This window comes from Sporomusa sp. KB1, assembly GCF_007830295.1.
GTDB lineage: Bacteria > Bacillota > Negativicutes > Sporomusales > Sporomusaceae > Sporomusa.
Genome location: NZ_VLKC01000002.1, coordinates 846236 through 868808 on the forward strand (window position 1 = coordinate 846236; position 22573 = coordinate 868808).

The following is a 22573-nucleotide window of genomic DNA, read 5'->3' on the forward strand; positions in this document are numbered from 1 at the left end:
ATTGAATAGATGTTTATTTAAAAATTCTGTATTTTTTTGTTTTTGTAAAGGCAGGCCCGTTTATTAACCTGGCCTGCCTTTATTAACCTACAGTTCTCGTCAAATAAATCATTTACCGAAAACTGATAATCTTACTTTTTGTCTTCGTCTTTTGGTAATTCAGTCTTACAAAAAGGACAAACTTTTTGCTTAATACCTGCCATCGCTGCGATTTTCTTACCACAATTCGGGCATATTGTCGGCTTGGATAATGCTGCTGGTCTAAAACACATTATATTGTACCTCCTTTATTGTTAGTAATGCTCCCATCGTTTTTGCGTTTTGTTTTCTACCCACCTCCCTTAGCGCTGTTTCGGGTTAATTTCTCATTATCCCTCAAACGTACTAATTTCGGCTTGCTAATAATAAAATAGCGATCGCCTGAATAAAAATTAGAATTGCCAATCATTCTTCAAAAGTATTATGCATTAACTATGCCAACCTATTGCAGTCACAGATAAACCCGCGTATTACAAGGATTAGTCTCTATTTTTCCTGCCGCTTACTAGTACCTGCAGGATCTCGTTTTGAGATTTAAAAACCTTTGCATAAAAGCTCGCAAATCAGAAAAATCAACTGATATAAGCTACTTTTTTTTGAAAATCACAGTATCATTTTAGGATTTTCACAAATACCTGCCAGCACTATTTTTACTATTACAAATCATTTAGAAATTATAAGGATCGTGCCTGTAGCTTTGCGATCCTTGATTCAAAGCTTCAGCCTTATTTTCAAATCGCTTGCCACTTCGACAACAAAATACCCCTACAATACAAATTGCGGTAAATACAATATAAGCAGTCCGAAAACAAGCTACTAGCATTTGATCATAGCTCGCCCTATCGACCCCATCTAGGTAAACCGACATAACCAACGTCACAATAGCCATACTTATTGACTGCCCAATATTCCGCATAGTTCCCGCTATCGATGAAGCAACTCCATAATCATTCTTATCCACAGCCCCCATAATAGCGCTATTATTAGGTGCTGCAAATAAAGCAAATCCGACCCCCGCAATCACTAAACTACCTACAATTAACAAAAGAGACATTTCTGAAGTAGTAAAGATGAATGAGAAGAGTCCTAATGCACTCAGCGCCATACCATAGGAAGTCACTATATGTGGATCAAAATGATCGGCTAGATATCCACCAAAAGGAGCTAACAAGGCCGTTACTAACGGCTGAGAAATCATAATCAGGCCAGCTAAATAGGAATCACATTTCATAACAAGTTGGAGATGAAGTGATACAAGAAATGCTATCGCAAATGTAGCGCTATAGTTGATCATAGCTGCTAAATTACAATAAACAAAAACAGAGTTTTGATGGAAAACCCCCATCCGGAGAAGCGGACAGTCCTGCTTTGACTCATAGATGAAAAAAAGTGCCATAAGTACTAAACCCAGAAACAGACAATACTTTGCCCCTTCCATTTGAGCCAATGATGAAAAACCATATAACGACAACACAAGAGCTAATACGTAGCAAATACTTCCCAGAATATCAAAAGATTCCCCTTTAGCCCCTATCCACTCGCCCTTCAGATGCCAAGCAGCCAGCAAAGTTGCTACTACACTTGCAAACCCAGTCAAATAAAAAATAATTCTCCAGCTGAAATAGTGATTAATCACTCCACCGAGAGAAGGCCCCAGTGATAGACCAATGTATGCAACTGCGGTACAGAGGCCTAATGCTTGCCCTCGCCTATGAGGTGGGTAGATAGCTGTTATGATAGCCATGCCGGTACTATAAATCATAGCACCGGCGATTCCCTGACATATTCTAAAAAAGATCATCCACCCTATAGACCAAGCCGCTCCTGATAATAAAGTAAAAAAGGAAAATAAAAACATCCCTGTTACAAAGACCCTTTTCCGTCCAATATTGTCGCTTAGTTTACCGAATGGAAGCAAAAAGGCAGCAGTAGCAAGTGAGTAGCCTGTTACTAACCAGCTAAGAAGCAATGTCTGGCTGAAAAATTCAGTGCCAATGGCTGGAATGATAAGATTAACAGCACTGGTCATAAAAGGGGTTAAAAAATAGGCTGCCATTACAACAACTGTTGCTGTTTTTTCCATTGTAAGTTGTAGTTTCATGTTTATTTTCCTTCTTTGTAGACTAGCTTCGCTTTATCACTAATTTCCTTAGAATCTAAGGCGGCCCCAAACATAAGCGAAAACAATCCCCTCAATAAAAAACAGCAAGCTATAGAGCCAATTCCACCGTAAGGCAATATCGAATGTCCGGCAGTTAATAAATTTAGCCAGTGTAAGAACAATCCCGGCAAAAGGAGAAATTATATAAGAAATACTGCCGCCTAAGGCCAAGCATAAGGCTATGGAAACAGGTGCAATCGGCAGTTGTATTGTTGTGAGTATCTGACCAAATAACACAATGGAAACAAAGGGATGAATTCCCGCAATTGCACACAAAATCATTAGTATCGGAACCAAAACCATCGACCACAGTCCCATTGCATTAGCGATAACCTGCAGCGTAGGCTGAATAAGATCAAATAATCCAGCTTGTTGGACAGCCGTAGAAAATATCCCCATTGCAACGAATAATGGGGCCAGATCAACTGCCTTTAGCAATCTGTTCTGCCAATATGCTCGTAAGGCCGCCTTAAAACTTGGCCGTCTTACAAAAAAAGCAATCCAGGTTAAAACAACAATGAGGCCTGCAAGCATAATCTGGTTAGTACTTGAACCCACATTCATTTTTGCAAATAGTATTGTACCAGCAATAAGACTCAGCACAACCAGAATGATATGATAAGCCTTTCCCCGAGTGGGTGCATCGCTTAGCTTGCTGTCACTTCCGTACTCGCCTACTATAGTTCGCTCAGCAGATAAGTTCAGTTTCCGTTCTATACTATAGGAAGTGACAATACCAATCAGACTCAAAATCAAACCGGGAATAACTAACTCCAGCCAGCCAACCCCTGTTGCTTGTACCACTAATAATAAATTAATTGCGCCCGGCGCCCATAGGACAACTAAGGCATAACTGCGTGAAATAGCCGTTGAAATAAACCGCTCATAATTGCTTACGTTACGTTTTAACGTTTTTTCCAACAACGAAATCATTACCGGAATGGTCCCAAATGACAAAAAACTTGAAACGATATGGGTAACAATGGTAGCCAGTAAAAAGAGTCCCGCCTCTCCCTTGTGTGCCTTTAATAACCAATACTGCATAGCCGAATTGTAACCACCGACTTCAATCGGAATTGAAAACATTTGCATAACAAAGAGTATTGAAATTACATTCATCATTGAATTAGTCGCCATAACCCAGATAGTAAACGGCTGTCCAGAATAAAGAAGCAGAGTCAATCCCCCAAAAAGAAACACCAACGTTACTCCTTTAAAAACTTTGCCCATAAGCATAATACTGGACACCAAAACAGTAATAACCACTACAAATTCTAGTTTTGATAAATCATTCCTAATAAATGGAGCCACAAGATTTATCACAGTTAAAAACATCATTGCACTTTTACAGAGAAACGGCACGCTATCCACTTCCTTCATTATCACGCTGCCAGCATGCTAATGCATAATGCCATAACGGTCCCATTAAAGGGACCAGTCATGACACTTTAGCCATATACTATTAATTTATCAACTTACCGCTCAGTCAGCCTCTCCACAAACCATTTTTATACGAACTTCGGTATTTTCTTCGGCAAGTTGGTCGAGGGATTTTCCTTTAGTCTCTTTTTTAACAAAGAGATAGGCGGCTAATCCACCGATAACTGCCGGTATAATATAGAATAAAAATGACATCTGAGGGCCTAGGTTCATTGCCATAATTAACCCAGCCACCATAGGTGCCAAGGCCCCTCCGAGCCGACCAAAGGCCTGGCACCAGGATACCCCTGTATTTCTAAACTCTGTTGGGTAACTCTCTGCCATCAGAGGTTGTACAGCGGTAATCGCATAGTTAATAGCAAAACCCATAAATATATTGGCCGCCAGGATGACTGCAAAATTACTGGGAACGAAAGCCATAATTAAAATAGAAGCACCACCAATAAAATAACTGCAAATGAGATTTTTTCTGCGCCCAATGATTTCAGCGACAATGCCAGTCGAAGCATTGGCAAGTACTGCGGCAGCATTATTGGCAATTGCCAGCCCATAGGCAGACGATAGTTTTAAACCCTTTTCTAACATGAGAGAAGGCAGCCAGGCATTAATTCCATAAACAATGAAGCAACCACAAAAATATGTGAGCCAGATACCGGCAGTTGCTAACCTATAGTCTTTGGAAAAAAGAGCTTTAGGGCCGACAACCTTGGACTTTGACGGCACAATCAAAGAATTAGGATCCCAATCAGTTACTTTTCCAGTGGCGATTCTTTCAATATCTTGGAGAACCTTTACGGCGTCTTCCTTCCGTCCTTTATTAGCCAGCCAGTGAGCAGACTCGCGCATTTTGAAATGCAGGAAAATGGCATATAAAAACGGTATTCCTCCTATTAAATAGCAAAGCCTCCACCCATATAAAGGCACAACGAATGTGGGTATAAGGCCGCCCAGCACCCAACCAACAATCATCCACGCCATACCAAATGTTATAAATAGGGCCCGGCGGTTGGTCGGCGTAGTCTCTGAAAACATTGTTGTTACAACAGGAATGCAAGCGCCTAGCCCAACTCCAGTCAACACGCGAAAAAAAGCATACCATTCAAAACTCTGGACAAAGTAGATAGGAATGGTTAACAGTGAATACGCGGCAATTGAGTAGATCAATGTTTTCCTTCTACCAATTTTGTCAGAAATGATGCCGGCAAGCGCTCCCCCGATAATCAAACCGAAGAGACTCCAGGAAGACAGACTACCGGTTTGTACTTTGCTTAACGCCCATTCAGCAGATATTTGCGGCATAGTGTAAGAAACAACCATGTAATCGTAGCCATCGAAAACCATCGACATACCGAGAAAGAAAAAGATAGACCAAGTAAATTTATTAACCCCGAAAGAATCAATTACTTCTGAAATGGTAAAGTTGCTCGCCATTTTATTCTCCTTCCGTTAGCACGTTGCGCACCTAAATATTCTAAAACTACTGATAATTATCCACATAGAAAATACTCAATCCCAGTTGTCATTATATTGATGACGCTAGCCTATGCTGAATGGTTACACTTATAAGAGTAATGCCATAACGGTCCTGCAAAGGGACCAGTCATGGCATTAAGTATACTAGTACTATGTTTGTTGAAAGAACTTATGCTTAAGGAAGAAATACAGCTACTCTTGTACCCTTTTCAGCAGCTTTTTTAGCCAGTTCTTCAATAGGGCCTATTTCCATACATTGACCTAGGCAATGAAGCGCACATGCTGCTTTTTCACCTTTAGCCAAGCGGTCTTCGCATAAATCACAAAGTTGAGTAGGGACAGGAACAAAGTTCCATTCCCACTTATCGCCTTCAACGTTAAAGGGACCAACTTCAGTCATTTTAATCCCCCATTTGTCTTTGGGGATTTTTTTCTCGTTTCTGCAAGCAACTTCGCAGCTACGGCAACCTGTGCAATATTGATAATCGATCAAAATACCGTTCTTTGACATCCTTTTCCCTCCATTCCTCTTCTATAATCTTAGTCTTCTACCTTGTAAACTTTGCAGAGTATGCTCTTAAACGGAGCACCGAAGCCAAGTTTACCGATATGTTTATGCGGGATTAGGGTATTGATGTTGGATTTCCAAACACCATATAAGTTTGGCTCTTCGCCATTTTCTTCTGGATACCACATGCCATGGGTTGCATGAACAACATCTGGCTTAATGGCAGGCATCAGATGAGCTTTTTCTTTACATTTACCAAATTGGTTTTCAATATAGACCCAGTCGCCCTCTTTGATACCAAGTTTTGCAGCAGTTTCCGGATTAATTTCCAAAATCGGATCTGGATCGATAGTACGTAAAGTTTCGATTTGTCTGTGTTCTGAATGGAAGGAGGTTACTTTTCTAGCACCGGTAGTCAGTACCAATGGATATTCCTTCGCAATTTCAGGAGTGCTTACCGGGCTATATGGTGGCTCTTTGTAATAAGGAAGCGGATCTTCGCCCCATTCTTCAAAGAGTGTCGAGCAAAGTTCAACTTTGCCTGTTACTGTATTAAAGCCAGGTTCACCGTCGTATCTCAACAGGCCTTTTTCATGTTTACGATAGGTGTAACCAGGTTGATATACACCGGCTTCTCTCAAACCGTTGAAGTCAATACCAAGTTCTGGTTTGAGCTGGTCGGTGAAGAAATCTTCAACGCTTTCCCAAGGCCAGTTTTCAGGATTGAGGCGTTTACCCAATTCAATGCAAACCTCAATATCAGATTTACATTCGCCAACAGAGAATGCTTTGTTCATTGCGCCTACGAAAATTGCATTCCGACCAAAGTGAGTCAGAACTACACCATCATGCTCGGCAAATGTCGGCAATGGCAGGAAGACATCGGCAAAGGCCATAGCGGTCGGCGTCATGAAGCAGTCCTGTACAACGTTGAATTCCAAGGTTTTAAGAGCTTCGTACCATCTTTGAGGAGCAGCCGAGTTGGTAGGAGTGATAAAGTTACTGCTGTTGAACCACCCCATTCTGAGTTTGTAAGGTTTACCTGATTCCAGAGTATCCAGAGTTTCATCCGGATGAGTGGTAGCCAAAGCCGTAGCCAGAGCAGGCCATTCCTTTGCTCCGATACGTTTATCCCAAAGTTCTTCAGAAATCTGAGACCGGGTTTCAACACGCCATTTGCCAAGTAATGCAGCGGGTGGCCCTAATGTAATGCCACCAGGCACATCGAGGTTGCCAGTGATGGCAGAGATCGAAAGAATAGCATGACCAAGTTGAACGCCATTCGGATTTTCGTCGACAGCCAGACCCCACTGGATAGCAGTAGGTTTAACTGTAGCCATAGCTCTAGCACATTCTCTGATTTTTTCAGCAGGGATACCAGTAATTTCTGCCACTTTTTCCACTGGATATTGTTGAACGCGTTCTTTAAGTTCTTCAAAACCATAGCACCAGTCTTCAACAAACTTATGATCATAGAGATCTTCGTTGATGATGACATTCAAGAAGCCAAGAGCCAGTGCGGTATCTGTGCCTGGTCGTAATTGCATCCAATAGGCTGCCCGGGAAGAAAGGAAATTCAACCGGGGGTCAATGGAAATAATCTTGGTGCCGCGTTTCATCATATCAATAATGGAGTGTCCATAGAATCCGTCAGGGTTTGACCATAACGGCATTTTGCCCCAAAGCACTAAATATTCTGGCACTTTATATCCAGGATGGTCATAACGGTCTGGGTAGTGACCCGCAAAGTCGATTTCCGGATAACCTGCGCCTAGGATATAGTCAGTGATAGCGCAGCGAGGTCCGTAGCAAGACCAACCGCTCAGTGGGTAGCAAACATTTGGCGTTTGCAGTGAGGAGAAACCAAGCGGATAATAGTACAAGCAAGCTTCCCTACCGGTACCGCCGAATACGACGATCGACTCAGCACCATGATTTTTCTTAAATCCGTTTACTTTCTCTACGATGATGTCCCAGGCTTCATCCCAGGTGATTTTTTCCCATTTATCTTTACCGCGATCCTCAGGAGCACGTTTCATAGGATAAATAATGCGGTCGGGATGATGTACAAACTCTGGTAAGGATAAGCATCTTACGCATAAACGTCCCTGGCTAATAGGATGCTCAGGGTCACCCTCAACTTTAACCAGCTTGCCATCTTTAACAGTTAATTTCATGCCACAACCTACGGGATGATCTCCCGGGGGCGACCAACCACAAGTTCGAACTGTATAACTACCGTCCTCGTGTATTTTTTTCCATTCTTTTTCCACGATCTCACCAACCCTTTCAAAAACTCTCTTTTACTTTGAACAATCCAAGCATTTGGTTTTGCTTCTAAACACCTCCTCAGGCGTTTGACAGACCAGAGCACCTTTCTTCCCAGGCTCGATATTTTTCTTGCAAAATGATGTATAGCCTGCCTATAGTCTGGATATCCGTTCAGCTGCTTGTCTGCCCGAAGAAGTATTAGTGCAATAAACATGCCAACTTTCCTTACAACCGAAAAGGCGGCTTTTTCCCTGGATTACTCGGCGTTTTTCCCCCATTGACAAAAACGCAACTATTCTTTTTTTAGGAATCATAAACTCCAGCTTTTACGTCCACAAACCCCGGAAAACACCAAGTATAAGATAATCCTTTTTTGCGACCCGTATGTCATAATAGGATCTCATTTAGCGATAGCATTGCTCGATGTTAGCAGCAAATAACAGCATATATTTTTTGAAAAAAATTGTATTGCCGCTGGATAAATTGCGATAAGAATAGACTTGGCTTGTGCCAAGTCCTTTAGGACGCTGGCAGAAGCCTTAGTCGTTCAATCCAGGGAAAGTTAAACTTTCCATCTGGGTCAGAAAGACGACTACATCCTCCCGCATTCGAAGTAGCCATCTTTCTGATTCTTTAAGATAGCAAGAAAGCATTAAATTGTATCTTCCGCTTTCGGTTAATCCAAACCGAACATACAAAAACTGCCTTTGCTATTCTCAAAGACACTTCCGACTTAACTGATCACAATTTATCCACTCGCTTCCGGTGACCCTGTGCACATTAGACAGAATTATTTTTTTGTGAAATTTGCTGAACCGTAGTTCTGTCCGGGTTTGCGCTTTGATGGTGGCAATTGAGAATTATCAACGGCTTTTTCTTTGCCAGCCTCCTCTGTCTTTGGAGCCTTTTCTTCTTTATTTTCAGTCATAGAAACTCACCTCCTTTATGTCAGAACTAGTAAGCAATAATCATGCCAGCTTGTTAATATTCCTGCAAACCCGCATACCTTCAGGGTTTATAGCATATTTACTTTAACAAAAGTAACCATTACTTAATCTCTTTTTAGGATGGTTAGAGTATTGCCTGCTGCTCTGTAGTGCAGGAGAATCGCTGAAAATCAGGCAGTCTAAAATTAAGAGCATAATGTCATTTTAGGATTCTTAACCCTGATGGGGTTAATTGGACATAAAAAAAACCGCTTGCGCGGGGCCTCTGGCTGGCAGAAGTAGCAAAATACTCCTTGAATGCAAGGAGTATTTTCTGGTTTGACATGTAATTTATCGCATTAGCCATATTCAATATTATAGTCTTTCAATTTTCGATATAAGGTAGATCGGCTTATACCCAATATCTCGGCTGCAGCAGGTACGTAGTTATTAGCATGCATTAGCGCCGTTTCGATAGCAGCTTTTTCAAGATTCTCCAGGCAAAGCATTTCTCCCAGGTTTCCATTGCTGCTAGATATATCCTCAATTTTTATCGGGCAGGTTTCCAAAATAATATAGCTCGGCAAATTTTCCGGCTTGATTATGCCTCCCAGGGCAGTATTGACGGCATAAATCATCGCGTTTTGCAATTGCCGTACATTGCCCGGCCATTCATATTCATCAAGTTTTTTCTGTGCTGCCAAACTAATTTTCGGAATATCCCAGCCATTCTTCTGGCAATATTTCTCAACAAAGAACTCACTAAGAACTTTGATATCTACCCCTCGATCCCTTAGTGATGGTATGTTAATCGTTAATACAGATAAGCGAAAATAGAGATCTGCACGGAATCGATTTTCTTTTACCATTTTATTGAGATTCTTATTTGTGGCTGCAATTAATCTAAAATCAACTTTTTTATAACGACTGCCGCCAACTCGCATAATTTGCTTATCTTCCAACGTTCTTAGCAAAACAGCCTGAAGCTCCAGCGGCATATCACCAATCTCGTCTAGAAACAGCGTCCCCCCGTGCGCTAATTCAATTTTCCCAGGTCTGCCGTTTCGTTCCGCACCAGTAAAGCTGCCACCTTCATAACCAAATAGTTCACTTTCAATTAATTCCCGGGGCATAGCGGCACAGTTTACTGCCATAAACGGTCCTTGAGGACGATACACGTTATGAATCGCCTGGGCATAAAGTTCCTTCCCTGTACCGCTTTCCCCAATAACGAGGATGTTTTCCGGTGAACTGGCGAAGCGCCGCGCTAAAGCCATACTCTTCTGAAATTCCTTGTCCTGGCTTATGATATTCTCAAACGTGTAAATAGCCACGTTGCCTGGTTTGCCGCTTTTCTGAGTAGCTAACTTTTCACAAGAACTTAGTTTTAACACAGCGATATCTAACTCTTGGGTGTATTTGTTTAGAATTGGCCGGATATTCACCTGATAATCGTCCTTCTCAAAATCCATCCCGAAGCGTTCTTCAACAGTTGCATTTTCGCCCTTTTTCGCTAAATCCATTAAACAAGAATTACTCCCTAGGAATTCATTAATATTTCTAGCATCAACTTCTCCCTGTCTGAGCTTCAGAATACGCCTACCTGCCGGATTGATATGAAGAATTTTCCCTTGTTGGTCAACTGTTACAATGCCCTCATCAATACAAGCCAACGTAGCGTGCAAGGCATTATTAACAGTATTGTACCTATTTTTAAGGTTAAATTCATTCTCTATAGTAGTTGCCAGAGTAGTTACCAAACACAAACTATGTGGCCCCATCTTTTTAATGGTGTCTTCCTCAGGTGTATTTAGCAAGGGCTGACTTACCAGCACCGCTACAGCCTGAATGCTACCATTTGCATCTTTTATTGGAGCTGCCGAAGCAATACTATTTTGGAATGCAATGCAATAATGTTCCGGACCAATTAACTGAACAGGACGCTTAAGCCGCAGGCATAATTCATGAGCAGTAGTACCCTCGGATTCTTCATTGATAAGCAAACCTGTCCGAGTATCGAATTCAGGAAGTTTTACGAAACTATCCAAACATCCATTATTTAATAATACCACTCCGTCTTTATCAAATAAGTATAAAATATAGCCACAGGCTAGAATGACCTCTTGCAAAGATTTTGTCAACGAATAGGTAATGTCTATGAGTCCACGATTTTTATCCAAAATTTCAGATAATTCAACCGGGCTCAAATTGGAACCTGTCACCACCGAATAAGGATTAACGCCTCTATTACGTGATCTAATCCAGGAAGCAGCTACTTCCTGATCCATATAGGAATATTGGCGTGGATCCTCAGCTTCATTTTGTAGAAACACCTGTTTATATTGGAGTATAGCCTGCCAACGCTCACGCGATAATAGTTCGCTGTTAATAGTAAGAAAATTAGCTGGTGCATTTGAGATACTATGAGTATACACTGCAACAGTCACCTACAGTCCCTCCCTTACTTTTACCAGATATTTTTTCGTTAAAACTCATGCTATGTAACTACAGAGTTATTAAACTATAAGTGCCATTGGAGCCAGATTTTTAATCCTGAAATATTGAAAAAAAAGAGGCAGCCTTTACAGACTTCCTGCGCACAATAGGGCGGTATGAAAATTACTCTTCATACCTTTCGGTCAGTCTTTTCCATGGGAAAAAATGACTCGGAACTCATCTATAAGTAATGATTCTTGAATCTTCTATAAAATCCTGCAAAACAAACATGTAAATGTTTAAAATTTCCGATAATTCCCACTCTTGATTTTTAGTAAAATTCTACTGTGTCTATATGGAATTATTAGTATTATCATGGTAATAGATATTCTAAATGTTCCATTTTGATTTTTCTAAGCTTCACTCTTGCTTCCTCCGACGTTTTCCCCAGCGGGCAACTAGTTTTATCTACCATATTAAGCAGTACATATTCACCCTGCGAAAGGATAATTGTTTCGGTACCAAATCCGGAATTTGTAAAAGAAGGGTAATCCATCTCCATATTCATTTCTCCTTTTTATCTATATACAACGCGTTAAAGTTTTTGCAGGCGGGGGTGCGTTGTCAATACACCAGCCGCCTGTTAGGTTTGTTAAACCACAAAAGACACAAAGAGCACAAAGGGATACGAAGGGTAGATTGTTTAATAAATAAACCTTTGAGAACTTTGGAAACTTTGAGTACTTGGCGGTAACAATCCTTAAAACAGGCTTGGCGCTTGTAAGCTTCTTTACTGCGGAATATATAGTTTTTTTAAGCAATACTTTTATCAAAAATAGGTTACGATCATTCTGAGTTATCTGACGTATTGGGAGGTGGAGTACGATATTTACACGTCTTCACGATACCATCTTGAGAAGGCTTTTTATGCTTATTACAGGGGTTCGCACATAAGTCATCAACATATAAACACATAACGGTTGGACGTTTTGGAAGTGGAGGCAGCTCTGTTCCACACCTTTTGCAGTTCTTACGTTCGGGGAAGTTATAGGTACCGCAAATAGAACATGCTCTTGGCTTTTCCTTTGGCGGCTTACATCCCCCACAATATGGATTGCAAGACCAACACATACTGCTTCCTCCTTAATTCCTCTTCACTTCTAGATCCTGGCAGTCATAGTAGCAAATAAAGAGCAATGATTTATTGTCCTATTTTGAGACTAGCGCTCAGACACTCTATGTAATATCCAGTAGTGATTACTAGCTTTCTATTATCGAAGTAGCCGCGATACAGCAGTTATTTCGTGTCAAATCGGCTAAGTGCAGCTAACAGTGTTGTTTTAAGATGCATTGCGTGGCTTTTTTCCGGATACTCTACCTCTGCTGCCTTAAAAAGCTCACGCAGCCTTCTTTCCAAATCTTCATTGGATTGGTAATCCCCTATATCCATTGCCATGTTCCCCATGAATACCGACGGGGAAGTTGAACCGCTGTTTTGATGAAGCTTATTCCAAACGGCCGCCGCATCTTGCAATGTGAATGCCATACTATAACCCTCCTCTAATTCTTACTATTTTGAGTATTACACTAATTGGACACAGCGTCAAGAATCAAAATAGGACGGTTTATCGCCTTTTGTCCTATTTTAAGATTCTTGAAAATATGTCGGTCCCCTAACACCAATCAATCAAGCCCAACCAAATTCCACTAATCGGAAAAATAGGGAGGATAAAATTAAGTGCATAAGTTCCAGCGAACTTACACACTTAATTTTACCCTCCCTTACGGTGGCTGTAGTTTTTGTTTATAACTCTACCATTTTCTTTAATTTCTTTCCTCACCCTGATCGTTCAGATATATTTACACCAAATCAGCATAAAACTCCCGGTAAATCTCCTTTCTTACCTGCTGAAAAGCCACCTCGGAACGATTTCTAGGTCGCGGGAGTTCCACCAAAAACTCCCTTTTAATAGTTCCTGGACGCTCTGACATTACAATAATTCGATCTCCCAGAAATACGGCTTCCTCAATATCATGGGTAACCATGATCATCGTAGTTTTTTCTTTTTCCCATATATCAAGGATTTGTTGCTGCAGTTTTAGGCGGGTTAGAGCATCTAATGCGCCAAAAGGCTCATCTAGAAGCAAAATGTCAGGCCGGTTAACTAAAGCCCGGGCAATTGCAACCCGTTGTGCCATCCCCCCCGATAACTGATTCGGATAGGCTTTCTCAAATCCGGCAAGCCCCACTAGTTTAAGATGGCCGGCAATAAGGTTGGCCTTTTCTGCCTGTGTTCCCGTTTGCAATGCAAACTCCATATTTTCCCGCACTGTCAACCAAGGCAATAACCGGTGTTCTTGAAAGACAATTCCCCTGTCCAGACCCGGACCGCTGATTTTTGTTCCCCCAACACGAACCGCCCCATTATACTCCCTGTCAAGCCCGCTAAGGATACGAAGCAGAGTACTCTTACCACATCCGCTGGCACCAACAATACATAGAAATTCATTTCGGGACACATTGAGAGTTATTCCATTAAGTGCTAATACATCGCTATTTTGTTTTTTATATGTCTTGGATAAGTTGGCTATAGCTACATGATTGTTATCTCTCATACCCCGGTAAATGACTCCTTCCAGCGGATAATTCTCTTTTCCATAGCACGAAGCATACTGTCCATGATCTTGCCAATCACACCAATGGCCAGCATCCCTACCAAAACCCTATCAGTTTGAGCTAGCGCCCGGGCATCTGTCAACATATATCCGACGCCTTTCATCCCGGCAGACAATTCTGCAGCTACAACGCACATCCAGGCATAACCAAGACCAATCCGAAGTCCGGAAATAATGAAGGGAAGGGCACCAGGAATAACGACTTTTGCAATAAACTTGCGTCTGGGTACTTCCAGCACTTGAGATAATTCAACAAATTTGTGGTCTGTTTGCCGTATGCCGTCTAAAACATTGATAAAGATGGGGAAAAATGCCCCGATGATGATGATAAATATTTTTGATCCTTCCTCAATACCAAACCAGAGAATCGATAAGGGTAGCCAGGCTATCGGCGGGATAGGTCTAAGCAATTGAATTAATCCATCCAGCAATTCAAACATAAGTGGAAAGATACCCAGTACCAGGCCTAACCCTACTCCTAAAAGCGCAGCCAGGATAAACCCTTCCAGCACCCGTATCATGCTTGTTCCTAAATGAGTGGCCAATTCCCCGTTAGCTAGCATAACAACCAAAGCATCAAATACCTGAGCCGGAGATGGCAGCAAAATTGGTGTTACCATGCCGCTGGTAGTAATGCCATGCCATACGGCGAGCAAAATACAAGGTAACAAAACCCGTTTCCAGTGCTGACAGCCGGTAATCATACCGATCTTGTATACTTTAGCTATTTTTAGCACCATTTCCATTATCTCATATCTCCCTTACCGCATCTCAACATATGCTACTTTGCCATGGGTTGTTCCAATATATCCTTATTTCCTGGGAATAAAGGATTGAACATCCACCTGGGCTTTGATCAGGCCGTTCTTACGCATAAACTCTTCCGTATCCTTCATATCTGTCACAAATTTATCAGTGATTGTCCCGTCATAATTGAATTTACTGATAATCCTGGTCAACTGCGACTCCGGTATTTTTATATCTTCCATCAATAATTTGATACATTCATCCGGGTTTTGCTTTAAGTACTCATCTCCCCGCTGGAATGCCCGCAATACAGCATCCACCGCCTCCGGATTCTTATCAAGCATATCCCCGTTTGCCATCAATACGGCATAGGCTTCATAAATGCCTGTCCCATCAGCGACAATCTTGATTTCACCGGCTTCTTCCATACGGGTTATTAAAGGATCCCATATAACACCTGCCGCGACGTCACCACGCAGCAACGCTGTGGCAAGATCGTCCATTGACATGTGAATGAATTGAATATCATTCATCGTCATACCATTTTTCTCTAGAAGAAGTGACAATAACTTCTGTCCATATGCGCCTTTGGTCGTAGCGACTTTTTTCCCTTTTAAATCAGTTACATTAGTAATAGCCGAATCCTTTTTTGCAACCAATGCCAAAGCTTTCGGTGCAGCAGAAGCAATTGACACAATTCGGTAGTTCGTGCCGCCAGAACGGCCAATAAAAGCGGGGAAATCTCCCATGACCCCTATGTCCAAATGCCCAGCCGCAAAAGCTTCACTCACCATTGGTCCCAGACTAAACGGCTGCCATTTCAGCTTAAAGTCGACTTTTTGCAGTTCCTCATCAATAAATCCTTTCTTTTTCGCCACCCACATATGAGCGTAATGTGGCAATGGTACAATGCCGACACGAATCTCCTTTAAGGCAGACATATCCTTCTTGGGCTGTGTTACAGGGGTACTTGTACAGCCGCTTACTGCCAAAACAGACAATAATATAACAAAGATCACAGTAAATAATTTCCATTTGCGTATCAAGCTGACACCTCTTCCTTACATAGTAGCAGCCAACATTACCGAAGTTCCTTGCGAACATGTAAATAGTCTTTTGTGCTAACTTATACAGCCTTATTGTCCAAGCTTCCCTGGCAGCTGCTTCCAGCACCGGCAGCACAGGTAAAGCAGTGATCCCCCAATTTGATAGGCATCCCCACCAAATCTTTGGCCTTAATATTACCGATGTAGTTATCGCTGGCTTCAATCGGCAGTTTTAATACATGGTTAAAATCGCAGTCATACACTTTTCCTTGCCAGTCTACACTAATCAAATTTCGACACATCACCTTTGCCAAATTCGCCGGATTGAAGTTGTCGGCCAAGAGCTTCATATAACCGTCCAGCAAACCTTGTTTTTCTAAGTCGATTCGGAACCGGCCAATCGGTGCATTGGTAATCGTGTACAGGCTGTTAAAGGTAATCCCGAAGCGTTCTCCTAAGCTTTCCTTGTAGGCTGTTTCCAATTCGTGCTGAGGACCCGGCAGGAAATTACCGCCTGGATTATAAACTAAATGTAGTTTAAGGCCTTTGCTCCCATATCCCAAACGATTGAGTTTCTGCAATACCTTAATATTCCTGTTATAAACACCCTTACCACGCTGAAAGTCCACGTTGCTTTCCAAATAACACGGCATTGAAGAAATGATTTCCACATTGTTTTCCATAAAAAAATTTGGCAAATCAGCATATTCGGCTTGATCCAAAATAGCCAGATTACTTCGCAGTAAAATGCTTTCCACCGAGCTTAACTGCTTTAGCCCCCGAATTAAGTCGCGCAAATGGGGGTTCATCTCAGGAGCCCCACCTGTAATATCTATTACTTTTACACCTGCAGCTTCGACAAAGCGCAAACAGTCTTCAATAACTGCCAGGCTCATCTTCTCCTGGCGATCAGGTCCTGCTTCTACATGACAGTGACTACATTTTAAATTACAAGCATAGCCCATGTTCATTTGCAAACACTGAATTTTATCCTTTATCAATAATTTACCAGAGTTAGTAACACACCTTTTAAAATTTACCATCTAAATCCCTCTTTTCGAAGTTATCTCCCCTATTCTTCATCTTATATAACATTATATAATAAGAAAGCTATTAATTGCAAGTTAAAATTAATTTGCAATTAATAGCTTTCTTTATTATTATCTAATCCCTATTTGGTTTCTGTTGCCTGCTGAAACCTCTTTCAAAAGGATGTCCATTTTTTTACCTTACAATATTATTATATAATAAAAGCGTATCGGTTGCAAATTATTATTATTCTGCAACCGATACGCTTTTATGAACAAAAAGATTTATGCAAATGATGTTATCAATTATTGTCCTTCAATGAATACTCAACAGCCATTGCCGCGTGAAGCGTTGTTGTATCAAATACCGGCGCAGCTACAGCAGCCTGTTTGATCAACAGTGGGATTTCAGTACAACCCAGAACAATTCCCTCTGCTCCCAGCTGTAACAGTTTGTTGATGATTTTTTGCAATTGCTCCTTTGAATTTTTTTTAAAAACACCCATACATAGTTCCTGAAAAATAATCGCATTGATGATTTCCCGTTCTTTTTCTGCAGGAATCATAACTTCAATACCATGATTTTCTTTAAGACGCTGCCGGTAAAAATCCCCTTCCATAACAAATCGTGTTCCTAACAGCGCGACCTTTTTGATCTTTTGTTCTTTAATTTTTTGCGCTGCCGCATCAGCAATATGAAGCACAGGCATACCAGTCTGCTCAATAATGCTGTCCGCACATTTATGTATTGTATTAGAACAAATAATGATAAAATCTGCCCCGCCCTGTTTTAAATGAAGAGCTGCATCAACCAGTATCTTGTTTACCTGTTGCCAATTACCTCGCCGCATCAGTTCCTCAATAGGTCCAAAATCAACCGAAACCATCAAACACTGGGCTGAATGTAGCCCGCCTAGTTTTTGCTTCACACCTTCATTAATAAGACGGTAATATTCTACTGAAGATTCCCAGCTTAGACCGCCGATAAGACCAATTGTCTTCAAAATTGCATAGCCCCTTCCATTATGCGAATAGCCGCACCACCAACCTTAATTGTCCTGACTTGCCCGGACTGTATGCTAACTATAATATTTACTCGCCCTGGACGCCCCACTTCCAGACCGGCTTCACCGGTCAAGGCAGTTTCGCCGCTAATTACAATTAGATTATGGGCAGCAATATAAGCGGCCGCCGAACCATTCCCCGTCCCACATACCGGGTCTTCATTAATTCCATCTAAGGGACAGAAAGCGCGTGAATGAAAGCTGCAGTCAGGCTGAACGGTCTCAAGGCAAAATGGCACAAAGCCCTCCACGCCGCACTTTTTGCTCATAGCGGCAATAGCAGAAAAATCCAAGTGAGCATTGCTTAACTTAGCAAGACTTTTAATGCCTACTACCAACCACCACAGACCTGTTGATACTTTCATTGGCTGTGTTTCTAGTAGATCCTCGACCGTAAGCCCTAACCCTGCAGCAATTTCCGCCCGGGTAAGCTCTACCTCAGTAAATTGAGGGACAGCCTGTGTCATCATAAACATCACCTGACTGTCTGTTTTGATTACCTCTACTGGTAAAACCCCGGCTTTGGTTTCCTGATAAAATACGCTTTTGGCCTGATCCAGTTTCCCCTCTTCATATAATGTGGCAAACGTGGCAATGGTTGCATGACCACATAAAGCAACTTCCACATTTGGCGTAAAAAACTGCACTTTAAAGTCAGCTACATTGGAGTGTGAGACAAAAGCTGTTTCCGAAAGGTTCATTTCCCGGGCAATCCTCTGTTTAACCTCATCAGACAAACCATTGGCCTCAGTCACTACGCCAGCGGGATTGCCACCAAACAGTTCGGTAGTAAAGGCATCTACTTGCTTAACGTTTACAGTACCCATTACATTCGCCTCCTGACATTTTACGACTAATTAAACCAGCGGTTTTAAAGGGGTATCCGCATGACGATTGATTGAAATGCGCATCCGATCACTCTTCCTGGAAATAATTAGATTGGTACCATCCAGTTATCATTTTAACAGACTAATCACAAAAATAAACTACCAATTGGAATATTTTACAGCCATCCAATCTTATAGTAATTACAGCTTGCCCTAAGCCTTACAACGCGTTAACGTTTTTTACAGGCAGGTGGTGAAATACTAGCTAAAAAACAGTGCCCAATTTACTATTAGTAAATTGGGCACTGTGAGATAGTCTCGCTTACCAGCTACATTTGCCTACTTCCCGGTAGGGTGAAACCGTGACCCATAACTTCAGCAGCATCCTGCACAATCATAAAGGCATGGGGATCAACCTCATTAACCAGTTGTTTAATCTTAGCAATTTGGGTTAGACTGACAACAACAAACAATACTTGCTTAGTCTGGCGGGTAAATGCGCCTTGTCCATGCAGAATGGTAACACCCCGCCCTACCTCTTTTAAGATGACATCAATAATAGCATCTGTATTATAGGAAACGATAAAAACAGTTTTTTTGCGATTAAAACCTTCTACCACTTTATCAGTAAGGTTAGCACTAATAAACATAGAAATCAATGTCAGCATCGCCAGCTTAAGTCCAAACAGCATGGCTGCCACACCCATGATTAAACAGTTAATTCCAAAACCCACGGCCCCAAAGTTAAGCGAATAGTACTTTTTTACAATTGCAGCAACAATATCTAAACCACCTGCGCTGCCGTTCACGCGAAAAATTAGACCACTGCCAATACCTGAGAGAACACCACCAGTAACAGCCGAAATGATAGGATCATCAATTAGGTTGAATTGTGAAACAAACATCGTGGCATCCACTGCCAAAGAAAAGAGGATCGTTCCATAGATGGTACCAATTGTGTACTCTCTGCCTAAAAGCCGGTAGCCAGCATATAATAGTGGAATATTCATCAACAGAATTTGCACCCCAATTGGAAAACCAAAAAGAAAATAAAAAATAATAGCCAAACCTGAAACCCCGCCGCTTAAAAGATGGTGTGGCACCAAAAAAGCATTAATGGCAAGACTACTGAGTAAACACCCAATGGCTACCCATACATATTGCTTAATCTTATTTTTCATATATCCTCCATTACTCTTCATTACTTATTCAAATTTTACCACACTATTCAAATGCGGTGAATATCCTCCAATAATATATCTGGTACTATCGTTTGATTATTTCAAGCTAACTATCAATATTTCTTGCTACTGCCCGTTCAATCTGGTAGAATTTTAATATTAGGGGGAATTTAAGAATGAAACTACTTAAAGAAATTGCTGACTGGACATACAGCCTGGCCATAGCTCTGGCAATGGCGATTGTGATTAATGCTTTCGTATTTCAACCCACCCGGGTTGTAGGCAGTTCCATGGAACCAAACCTTCACAACAATGATTATGTTTTTGTATCTAAGTTATCCCATACCTTTGTCGGCACACCAGACTATGGTGACATCGTCATTATTGATAGCCGCGTATTTCGTGACCGTGGTGTAAAAGATGATCTTGCCGACCCGGTCTCCACATACCTTAGCGTTGTCAAGCTGGCAGAGGTTGATACTCATATCTGGATTAAGCGGATTATCGGCAAGCCTGGCGATACCATTGAGATTAAGGATGGTCAAGTATACCGCAATGGTAGTGTGCTTGATGAACCATATATCAAAGAAACCATGCGTGCTGCCGCTCCTAAGAAAGTTACTGTACCGTCAAACCAGGTATACGTGCTAGGCGACAACCGCAACAACTCCAGCGACAGTCGTTATATCGGGCCTGTTCCTGTCAGTCATGTACTGGGAAAAGTAGTACTAGTGTTATAGTTATAAGACAGATTACAAATCAAAATACCCTATAGAGTAGACTTTACCTTGTCACTCTATAGGGTATTATTTTATTCTGAGCCTCAGGCTTTTATGTTTTAGTTTCTATACCGTTTCTTAATGGCCCCCACAACAGGAATACTAATAGCGGCAGCAATAATGGCTTCCGGAATACCGTTAATTAACGCAATACCATAAATGACTTGAATGGCTGCATCCAGATCAATTCCTCGCGCCGCAGCGAATTGGGCGGCATATAAGACATAAATCATGGTCAGTACACCAAACGTATTGGTGAGCGAACCAACAACCGCACTTACACCAATGCGAACTCCCTCGTGTTTGCTCCGTGTCCACTTATAAGCATAGTATGCAGTAATACCAATAAACACGCGAGGCAGCACCGATACCAGGGGATTGATAAAAGCAAAAGAAAGAATATTAGGGGCAGTTAAGCTTTGAATAATGCTAAATAGACCAAAAATCAGGCCAATCATGGCTCCAACAACCGGACCTTCCAAAATAGCGCCAATAATAACCGGAATCTGCATAATAGTTGCTTTAGCCGTAGGCAGTGGAATAAATCCAAAGCCCGAAAGCCCCAGAATGATAGATATGGCTGACAACATACCAATAATCGCAATCTGCCGCACCCCAAATCTACCTGTTCCTCGCAGCGACACCAATTTTTCCATAATTCATTACCTCCGTTCTTATTCCCTTGTGGGATATAAGTCGATTTCTCCAGAGCGTACCAAGCCGTCAGTCTGGTTTCCATTAAATACCAGCTAGTAAAGGCAGCTTGTCATACTCCGTTTAACATGTTACCACATTTATAATAAAATTTGTATATTTTTTTTACAAAATCCTTTTTAAGAACACAACCAGTAAAGAAACAGATCCCCTTATGTACCTTATCACTTAGACTTGGGAATGAGAAAAAAAACCAGTTTGGTGAATTGATCAAACAGCAACAATCCTGCTATCGAAGATAACAGATTAAACAATATATGGATAGCTGCCACCTGGCCGCTGAAATCTATTGTAATCCACTCTGCGACAATAATAAAAAACTGAGTTATGGGCAGAAAACTAACAACCCCCAAGACATTCAGCAGAATGTGAGATAGGGCCACCCGCCTGGCCGCCAGCGGCGCTACCGCACTGAAAACAACAGATGATACACAGGAACCGATATTATTGCCATAAACAATATACACGGCTGTAGTTATATCTACTACTCCCCGATCAGCAAGCACCATTAGTAAAGCAGTAGCCGCACTGCTTGATTGGAATACTATTGTTACAATCAAACCGCCCAATATACCATAAAACGGCTGCGTTTTAGCAAGGATAAGGTACTCTGTTACCTGTTCCAACTCTGAGATACTTGCAATCCCCTGCACTAGCAGTTCAATTCCGGCAAACATACTTAGCAATCCTATACAGGCAAAACTTACATAGCGCATTCTCCTAAATATACCCAATACAAAGCAAAATAGCATCAAAACCCAAATATAATTTGACGGAAGTGTCAAGTTAACCAGTCCCAGAGTAGAACAGGTACCAATATTTGCTCCCAGGATAATGCCTAATGCCTGCCGAAAAGACATATAATCAGCACTTACCAAGCCAATTGTGATTAGACAAACCGTTGTACTGCTCTGAAATGCAGCGGCAGTCACTGTGCCTAATAGCAAACCACGCCAAGGCGTTTTCGTTAGCTTCTCTAAAGCTATGTACAACCGATGCCACAGCGCCTTTTTCAACCCATACCGCATGACAAAGATGCCGCCTAACAGCATACCTATACCCAAAAAAACCGCCAACATATGCGCACCCTCCAACATATACTTTCTTTTACCATATGTTGGAGGGTGTTTCTGTATGTTTGCCGTCTATTCTTTTCACGCGATAATTTTACGATTGTGCCTGCTCCCGCGGGCAGGTTCAAAAGGCGGACAAGGGGACGAGGGTATCGCCTTAATCTCAAGACAGTTCCTCTCGTCC

Annotated in this window: 21 protein-coding genes; 1 reads left to right on the forward strand and 20 read right to left on the reverse strand. The window is 41.7% G+C overall.

Annotated features, from left to right (window positions below; translation table 11 throughout):
* Positions 1–131: 131 nt before the first annotated feature.
* The 18 genes from SALPA_RS07725 to SALPA_RS07805 all read right to left on the reverse strand — a co-directional run bounded on the left by SALPA_RS07725 (position 132) and on the right by SALPA_RS07805 (position 19823).
* Positions 132–272 carry a hypothetical protein gene (locus SALPA_RS07725; protein ID WP_144034135.1) on the reverse strand — a complete coding sequence of 47 codons (141 nt, stop codon included), beginning with the start codon at positions 270–272 and terminating at the stop codon, positions 132–134.
* A 434-nt stretch (positions 273–706) separates the two neighbouring features.
* Positions 707–2140 (reverse strand): MFS transporter, encoded by a 1434-nt coding sequence (locus SALPA_RS07730; protein ID WP_145091912.1) that lies wholly within the window; start codon positions 2138–2140, stop codon positions 707–709.
* 48 nt (positions 2141–2188) lie between these two features.
* Positions 2189–3580, reverse strand: coding sequence for a hypothetical protein (locus SALPA_RS07735; protein ID WP_145091915.1), 1392 nt, complete (start codon positions 3578–3580; stop codon positions 2189–2191).
* A 102-nt stretch (positions 3581–3682) separates the two neighbouring features.
* Positions 3683–5071: an aromatic acid/H+ symport family MFS transporter gene (locus tag SALPA_RS07740; RefSeq protein WP_145091918.1), complete on the reverse strand. Its 1389-nt coding sequence runs from the start codon at positions 5069–5071 to the stop codon at positions 3683–3685.
* A 217-nt stretch (positions 5072–5288) separates the two neighbouring features.
* Entirely contained in the window at positions 5289–5624 is a 336-nt protein-coding gene (locus SALPA_RS07745) for an oxidoreductase (protein WP_145091920.1), read from the reverse strand.
* Between the two features lie 29 nt (positions 5625–5653).
* Positions 5654–7798, reverse strand: coding sequence for a molybdopterin-dependent oxidoreductase (locus SALPA_RS07750; protein ID WP_222427903.1), 2145 nt, complete (start codon positions 7796–7798; stop codon positions 5654–5656).
* Between the two features lie 8 nt (positions 7799–7806).
* Complete coding sequence (locus SALPA_RS28855) at positions 7807–8106, reverse strand: hypothetical protein (RefSeq protein WP_186451313.1); 300 nt, start codon at positions 8104–8106, stop codon at positions 7807–7809.
* 576 nt (positions 8107–8682) lie between these two features.
* On the reverse strand, positions 8683–8820 hold the full coding sequence (locus SALPA_RS28860) for a hypothetical protein (RefSeq protein ID WP_186450967.1): 138 nt from the start codon (positions 8818–8820) through the stop codon (positions 8683–8685).
* Between the two features lie 357 nt (positions 8821–9177).
* Positions 9178–11265: a sigma-54-dependent Fis family transcriptional regulator gene (locus tag SALPA_RS07755; RefSeq protein ID WP_222427904.1), complete on the reverse strand. Its 2088-nt coding sequence runs from the start codon at positions 11263–11265 to the stop codon at positions 9178–9180.
* Positions 11266–11627: 362 nt separating this feature from the next.
* Positions 11628–11816, reverse strand: coding sequence for a hypothetical protein (locus SALPA_RS07760; protein ID WP_145091926.1), 189 nt, complete (start codon positions 11814–11816; stop codon positions 11628–11630).
* Positions 11817–12551: 735 nt separating this feature from the next.
* Positions 12552–12800: a hypothetical protein gene (locus SALPA_RS07770; protein ID WP_145091931.1), complete on the reverse strand. Its 249-nt coding sequence runs from the start codon at positions 12798–12800 to the stop codon at positions 12552–12554.
* Positions 12801–13114: 314 nt separating this feature from the next.
* Positions 13115–13870 carry an ABC transporter ATP-binding protein gene (locus SALPA_RS07775; protein ID WP_145091934.1) on the reverse strand — a complete coding sequence of 252 codons (756 nt, stop codon included), beginning with the start codon at positions 13868–13870 and terminating at the stop codon, positions 13115–13117.
* On the reverse strand, positions 13867–14676 hold the full coding sequence (locus SALPA_RS07780; RefSeq protein WP_222427905.1) for an ABC transporter permease: 810 nt from the start codon (positions 14674–14676) through the stop codon (positions 13867–13869). The genes SALPA_RS07775 and SALPA_RS07780 overlap by 4 nt, the downstream gene beginning before the upstream one ends.
* Before the next feature lie 66 nt (positions 14677–14742).
* Positions 14743–15723, reverse strand: coding sequence for an aliphatic sulfonate ABC transporter substrate-binding protein (locus SALPA_RS07785; RefSeq protein WP_145091937.1), 981 nt, complete (start codon positions 15721–15723; stop codon positions 14743–14745).
* Positions 15724–15803: 80 nt separating this feature from the next.
* On the reverse strand, positions 15804–16766 hold the full coding sequence (gene arsS / locus SALPA_RS07790) for an arsenosugar biosynthesis radical SAM (seleno)protein ArsS (RefSeq protein ID WP_145091940.1): 963 nt from the start codon (positions 16764–16766) through the stop codon (positions 15804–15806).
* 287 nt (positions 16767–17053) lie between these two features.
* Complete coding sequence (locus SALPA_RS07795) at positions 17054–17755, reverse strand: aspartate/glutamate racemase family protein (RefSeq protein ID WP_145091943.1); 702 nt, start codon at positions 17753–17755, stop codon at positions 17054–17056.
* Positions 17752–18642: a PhzF family phenazine biosynthesis protein gene (locus SALPA_RS07800; RefSeq protein ID WP_145091946.1), complete on the reverse strand. Its 891-nt coding sequence runs from the start codon at positions 18640–18642 to the stop codon at positions 17752–17754. The genes SALPA_RS07795 and SALPA_RS07800 overlap by 4 nt, the downstream gene beginning before the upstream one ends.
* Before the next feature lie 329 nt (positions 18643–18971).
* Positions 18972–19823 carry a YitT family protein gene (locus SALPA_RS07805; protein ID WP_145091949.1) on the reverse strand — a complete coding sequence of 284 codons (852 nt, stop codon included), beginning with the start codon at positions 19821–19823 and terminating at the stop codon, positions 18972–18974.
* 176 nt (positions 19824–19999) lie between these two features.
* On the opposite strand from SALPA_RS07805, the gene lepB reads away from it, so the two are divergent.
* Positions 20000–20563 (forward strand): signal peptidase I, encoded by a 564-nt coding sequence (gene lepB, locus SALPA_RS07810; RefSeq protein ID WP_145091952.1) that lies wholly within the window; start codon positions 20000–20002, stop codon positions 20561–20563.
* Positions 20564–20661: 98 nt separating this feature from the next.
* Here the strand turns inward: lepB and SALPA_RS07815 are convergent, their stop codons facing one another.
* Positions 20662–21258, reverse strand: a complete 597-nt coding sequence (locus SALPA_RS07815) for an ECF transporter S component (RefSeq protein ID WP_145091955.1) — start codon at positions 21256–21258, stop codon at positions 20662–20664.
* Between the two features lie 222 nt (positions 21259–21480).
* Positions 21481–22395, reverse strand: coding sequence for a Na/Pi cotransporter family protein (locus tag SALPA_RS07820; RefSeq protein WP_145091958.1), 915 nt, complete (start codon positions 22393–22395; stop codon positions 21481–21483).
* Between the last annotated feature and the right edge of the window lie 178 nt (positions 22396–22573).

Bases quoted from the DNA above. Each gene is read 5' to 3' on its own strand.
- SALPA_RS07820 (WP_145091958.1), bottom strand. From the start codon at position 22,395: ATGTTGGCGGTTTTTTTGGGTATAGGTATGCTGTTAGGCGGCATCTTT.
- SALPA_RS07780 (WP_222427905.1), bottom strand. From the start codon at position 14,676: ATGGAAATGGTGCTAAAAATAGCTAAAGTATACAAGATCGGTATGATT.
- SALPA_RS28855 (WP_186451313.1), bottom strand. From the start codon at position 8,106: ATGTTTATTGCACTAATACTTCTTCGGGCAGACAAGCAGCTGAACGGA.
- SALPA_RS07775 (WP_145091934.1), bottom strand. From the start codon at position 13,870: ATGAGAGATAACAATCATGTAGCTATAGCCAACTTATCCAAGACATAT.
- SALPA_RS07740 (WP_145091918.1), bottom strand. From the start codon at position 5,071: ATGGCGAGCAACTTTACCATTTCAGAAGTAATTGATTCTTTCGGGGTT.
- SALPA_RS07730 (WP_145091912.1), bottom strand. From the start codon at position 2,140: ATGAAACTACAACTTACAATGGAAAAAACAGCAACAGTTGTTGTAATG.
- SALPA_RS07750 (WP_222427903.1), bottom strand. From the start codon at position 7,798: ATGAAATTAACTGTTAAAGATGGCAAGCTGGTTAAAGTTGAGGGTGAC.
- arsS (WP_145091940.1), bottom strand. From the start codon at position 16,766: ATGGTAAATTTTAAAAGGTGTGTTACTAACTCTGGTAAATTATTGATA.
- SALPA_RS07800 (WP_145091946.1), bottom strand. From the start codon at position 18,642: ATGGGTACTGTAAACGTTAAGCAAGTAGATGCCTTTACTACCGAACTG.
- SALPA_RS07745 (WP_145091920.1), bottom strand. From the start codon at position 5,624: ATGTCAAAGAACGGTATTTTGATCGATTATCAATATTGCACAGGTTGC.
- SALPA_RS07760 (WP_145091926.1), bottom strand. From the start codon at position 11,816: ATGGAGATGGATTACCCTTCTTTTACAAATTCCGGATTTGGTACCGAA.
- SALPA_RS28860 (WP_186450967.1), bottom strand. From the start codon at position 8,820: ATGACTGAAAATAAAGAAGAAAAGGCTCCAAAGACAGAGGAGGCTGGC.
- SALPA_RS07805 (WP_145091949.1), bottom strand. From the start codon at position 19,823: ATGAAAAATAAGATTAAGCAATATGTATGGGTAGCCATTGGGTGTTTA.
- SALPA_RS07815 (WP_145091955.1), bottom strand. From the start codon at position 21,258: ATGGAAAAATTGGTGTCGCTGCGAGGAACAGGTAGATTTGGGGTGCGG.
- SALPA_RS07725 (WP_144034135.1), bottom strand. From the start codon at position 272: ATGTGTTTTAGACCAGCAGCATTATCCAAGCCGACAATATGCCCGAAT.
- SALPA_RS07735 (WP_145091915.1), bottom strand. From the start codon at position 3,580: ATGAAGGAAGTGGATAGCGTGCCGTTTCTCTGTAAAAGTGCAATGATG.
- lepB (WP_145091952.1), top strand. From the start codon at position 20,000: ATGAAACTACTTAAAGAAATTGCTGACTGGACATACAGCCTGGCCATA.
- SALPA_RS07770 (WP_145091931.1), bottom strand. From the start codon at position 12,800: ATGGCATTCACATTGCAAGATGCGGCGGCCGTTTGGAATAAGCTTCAT.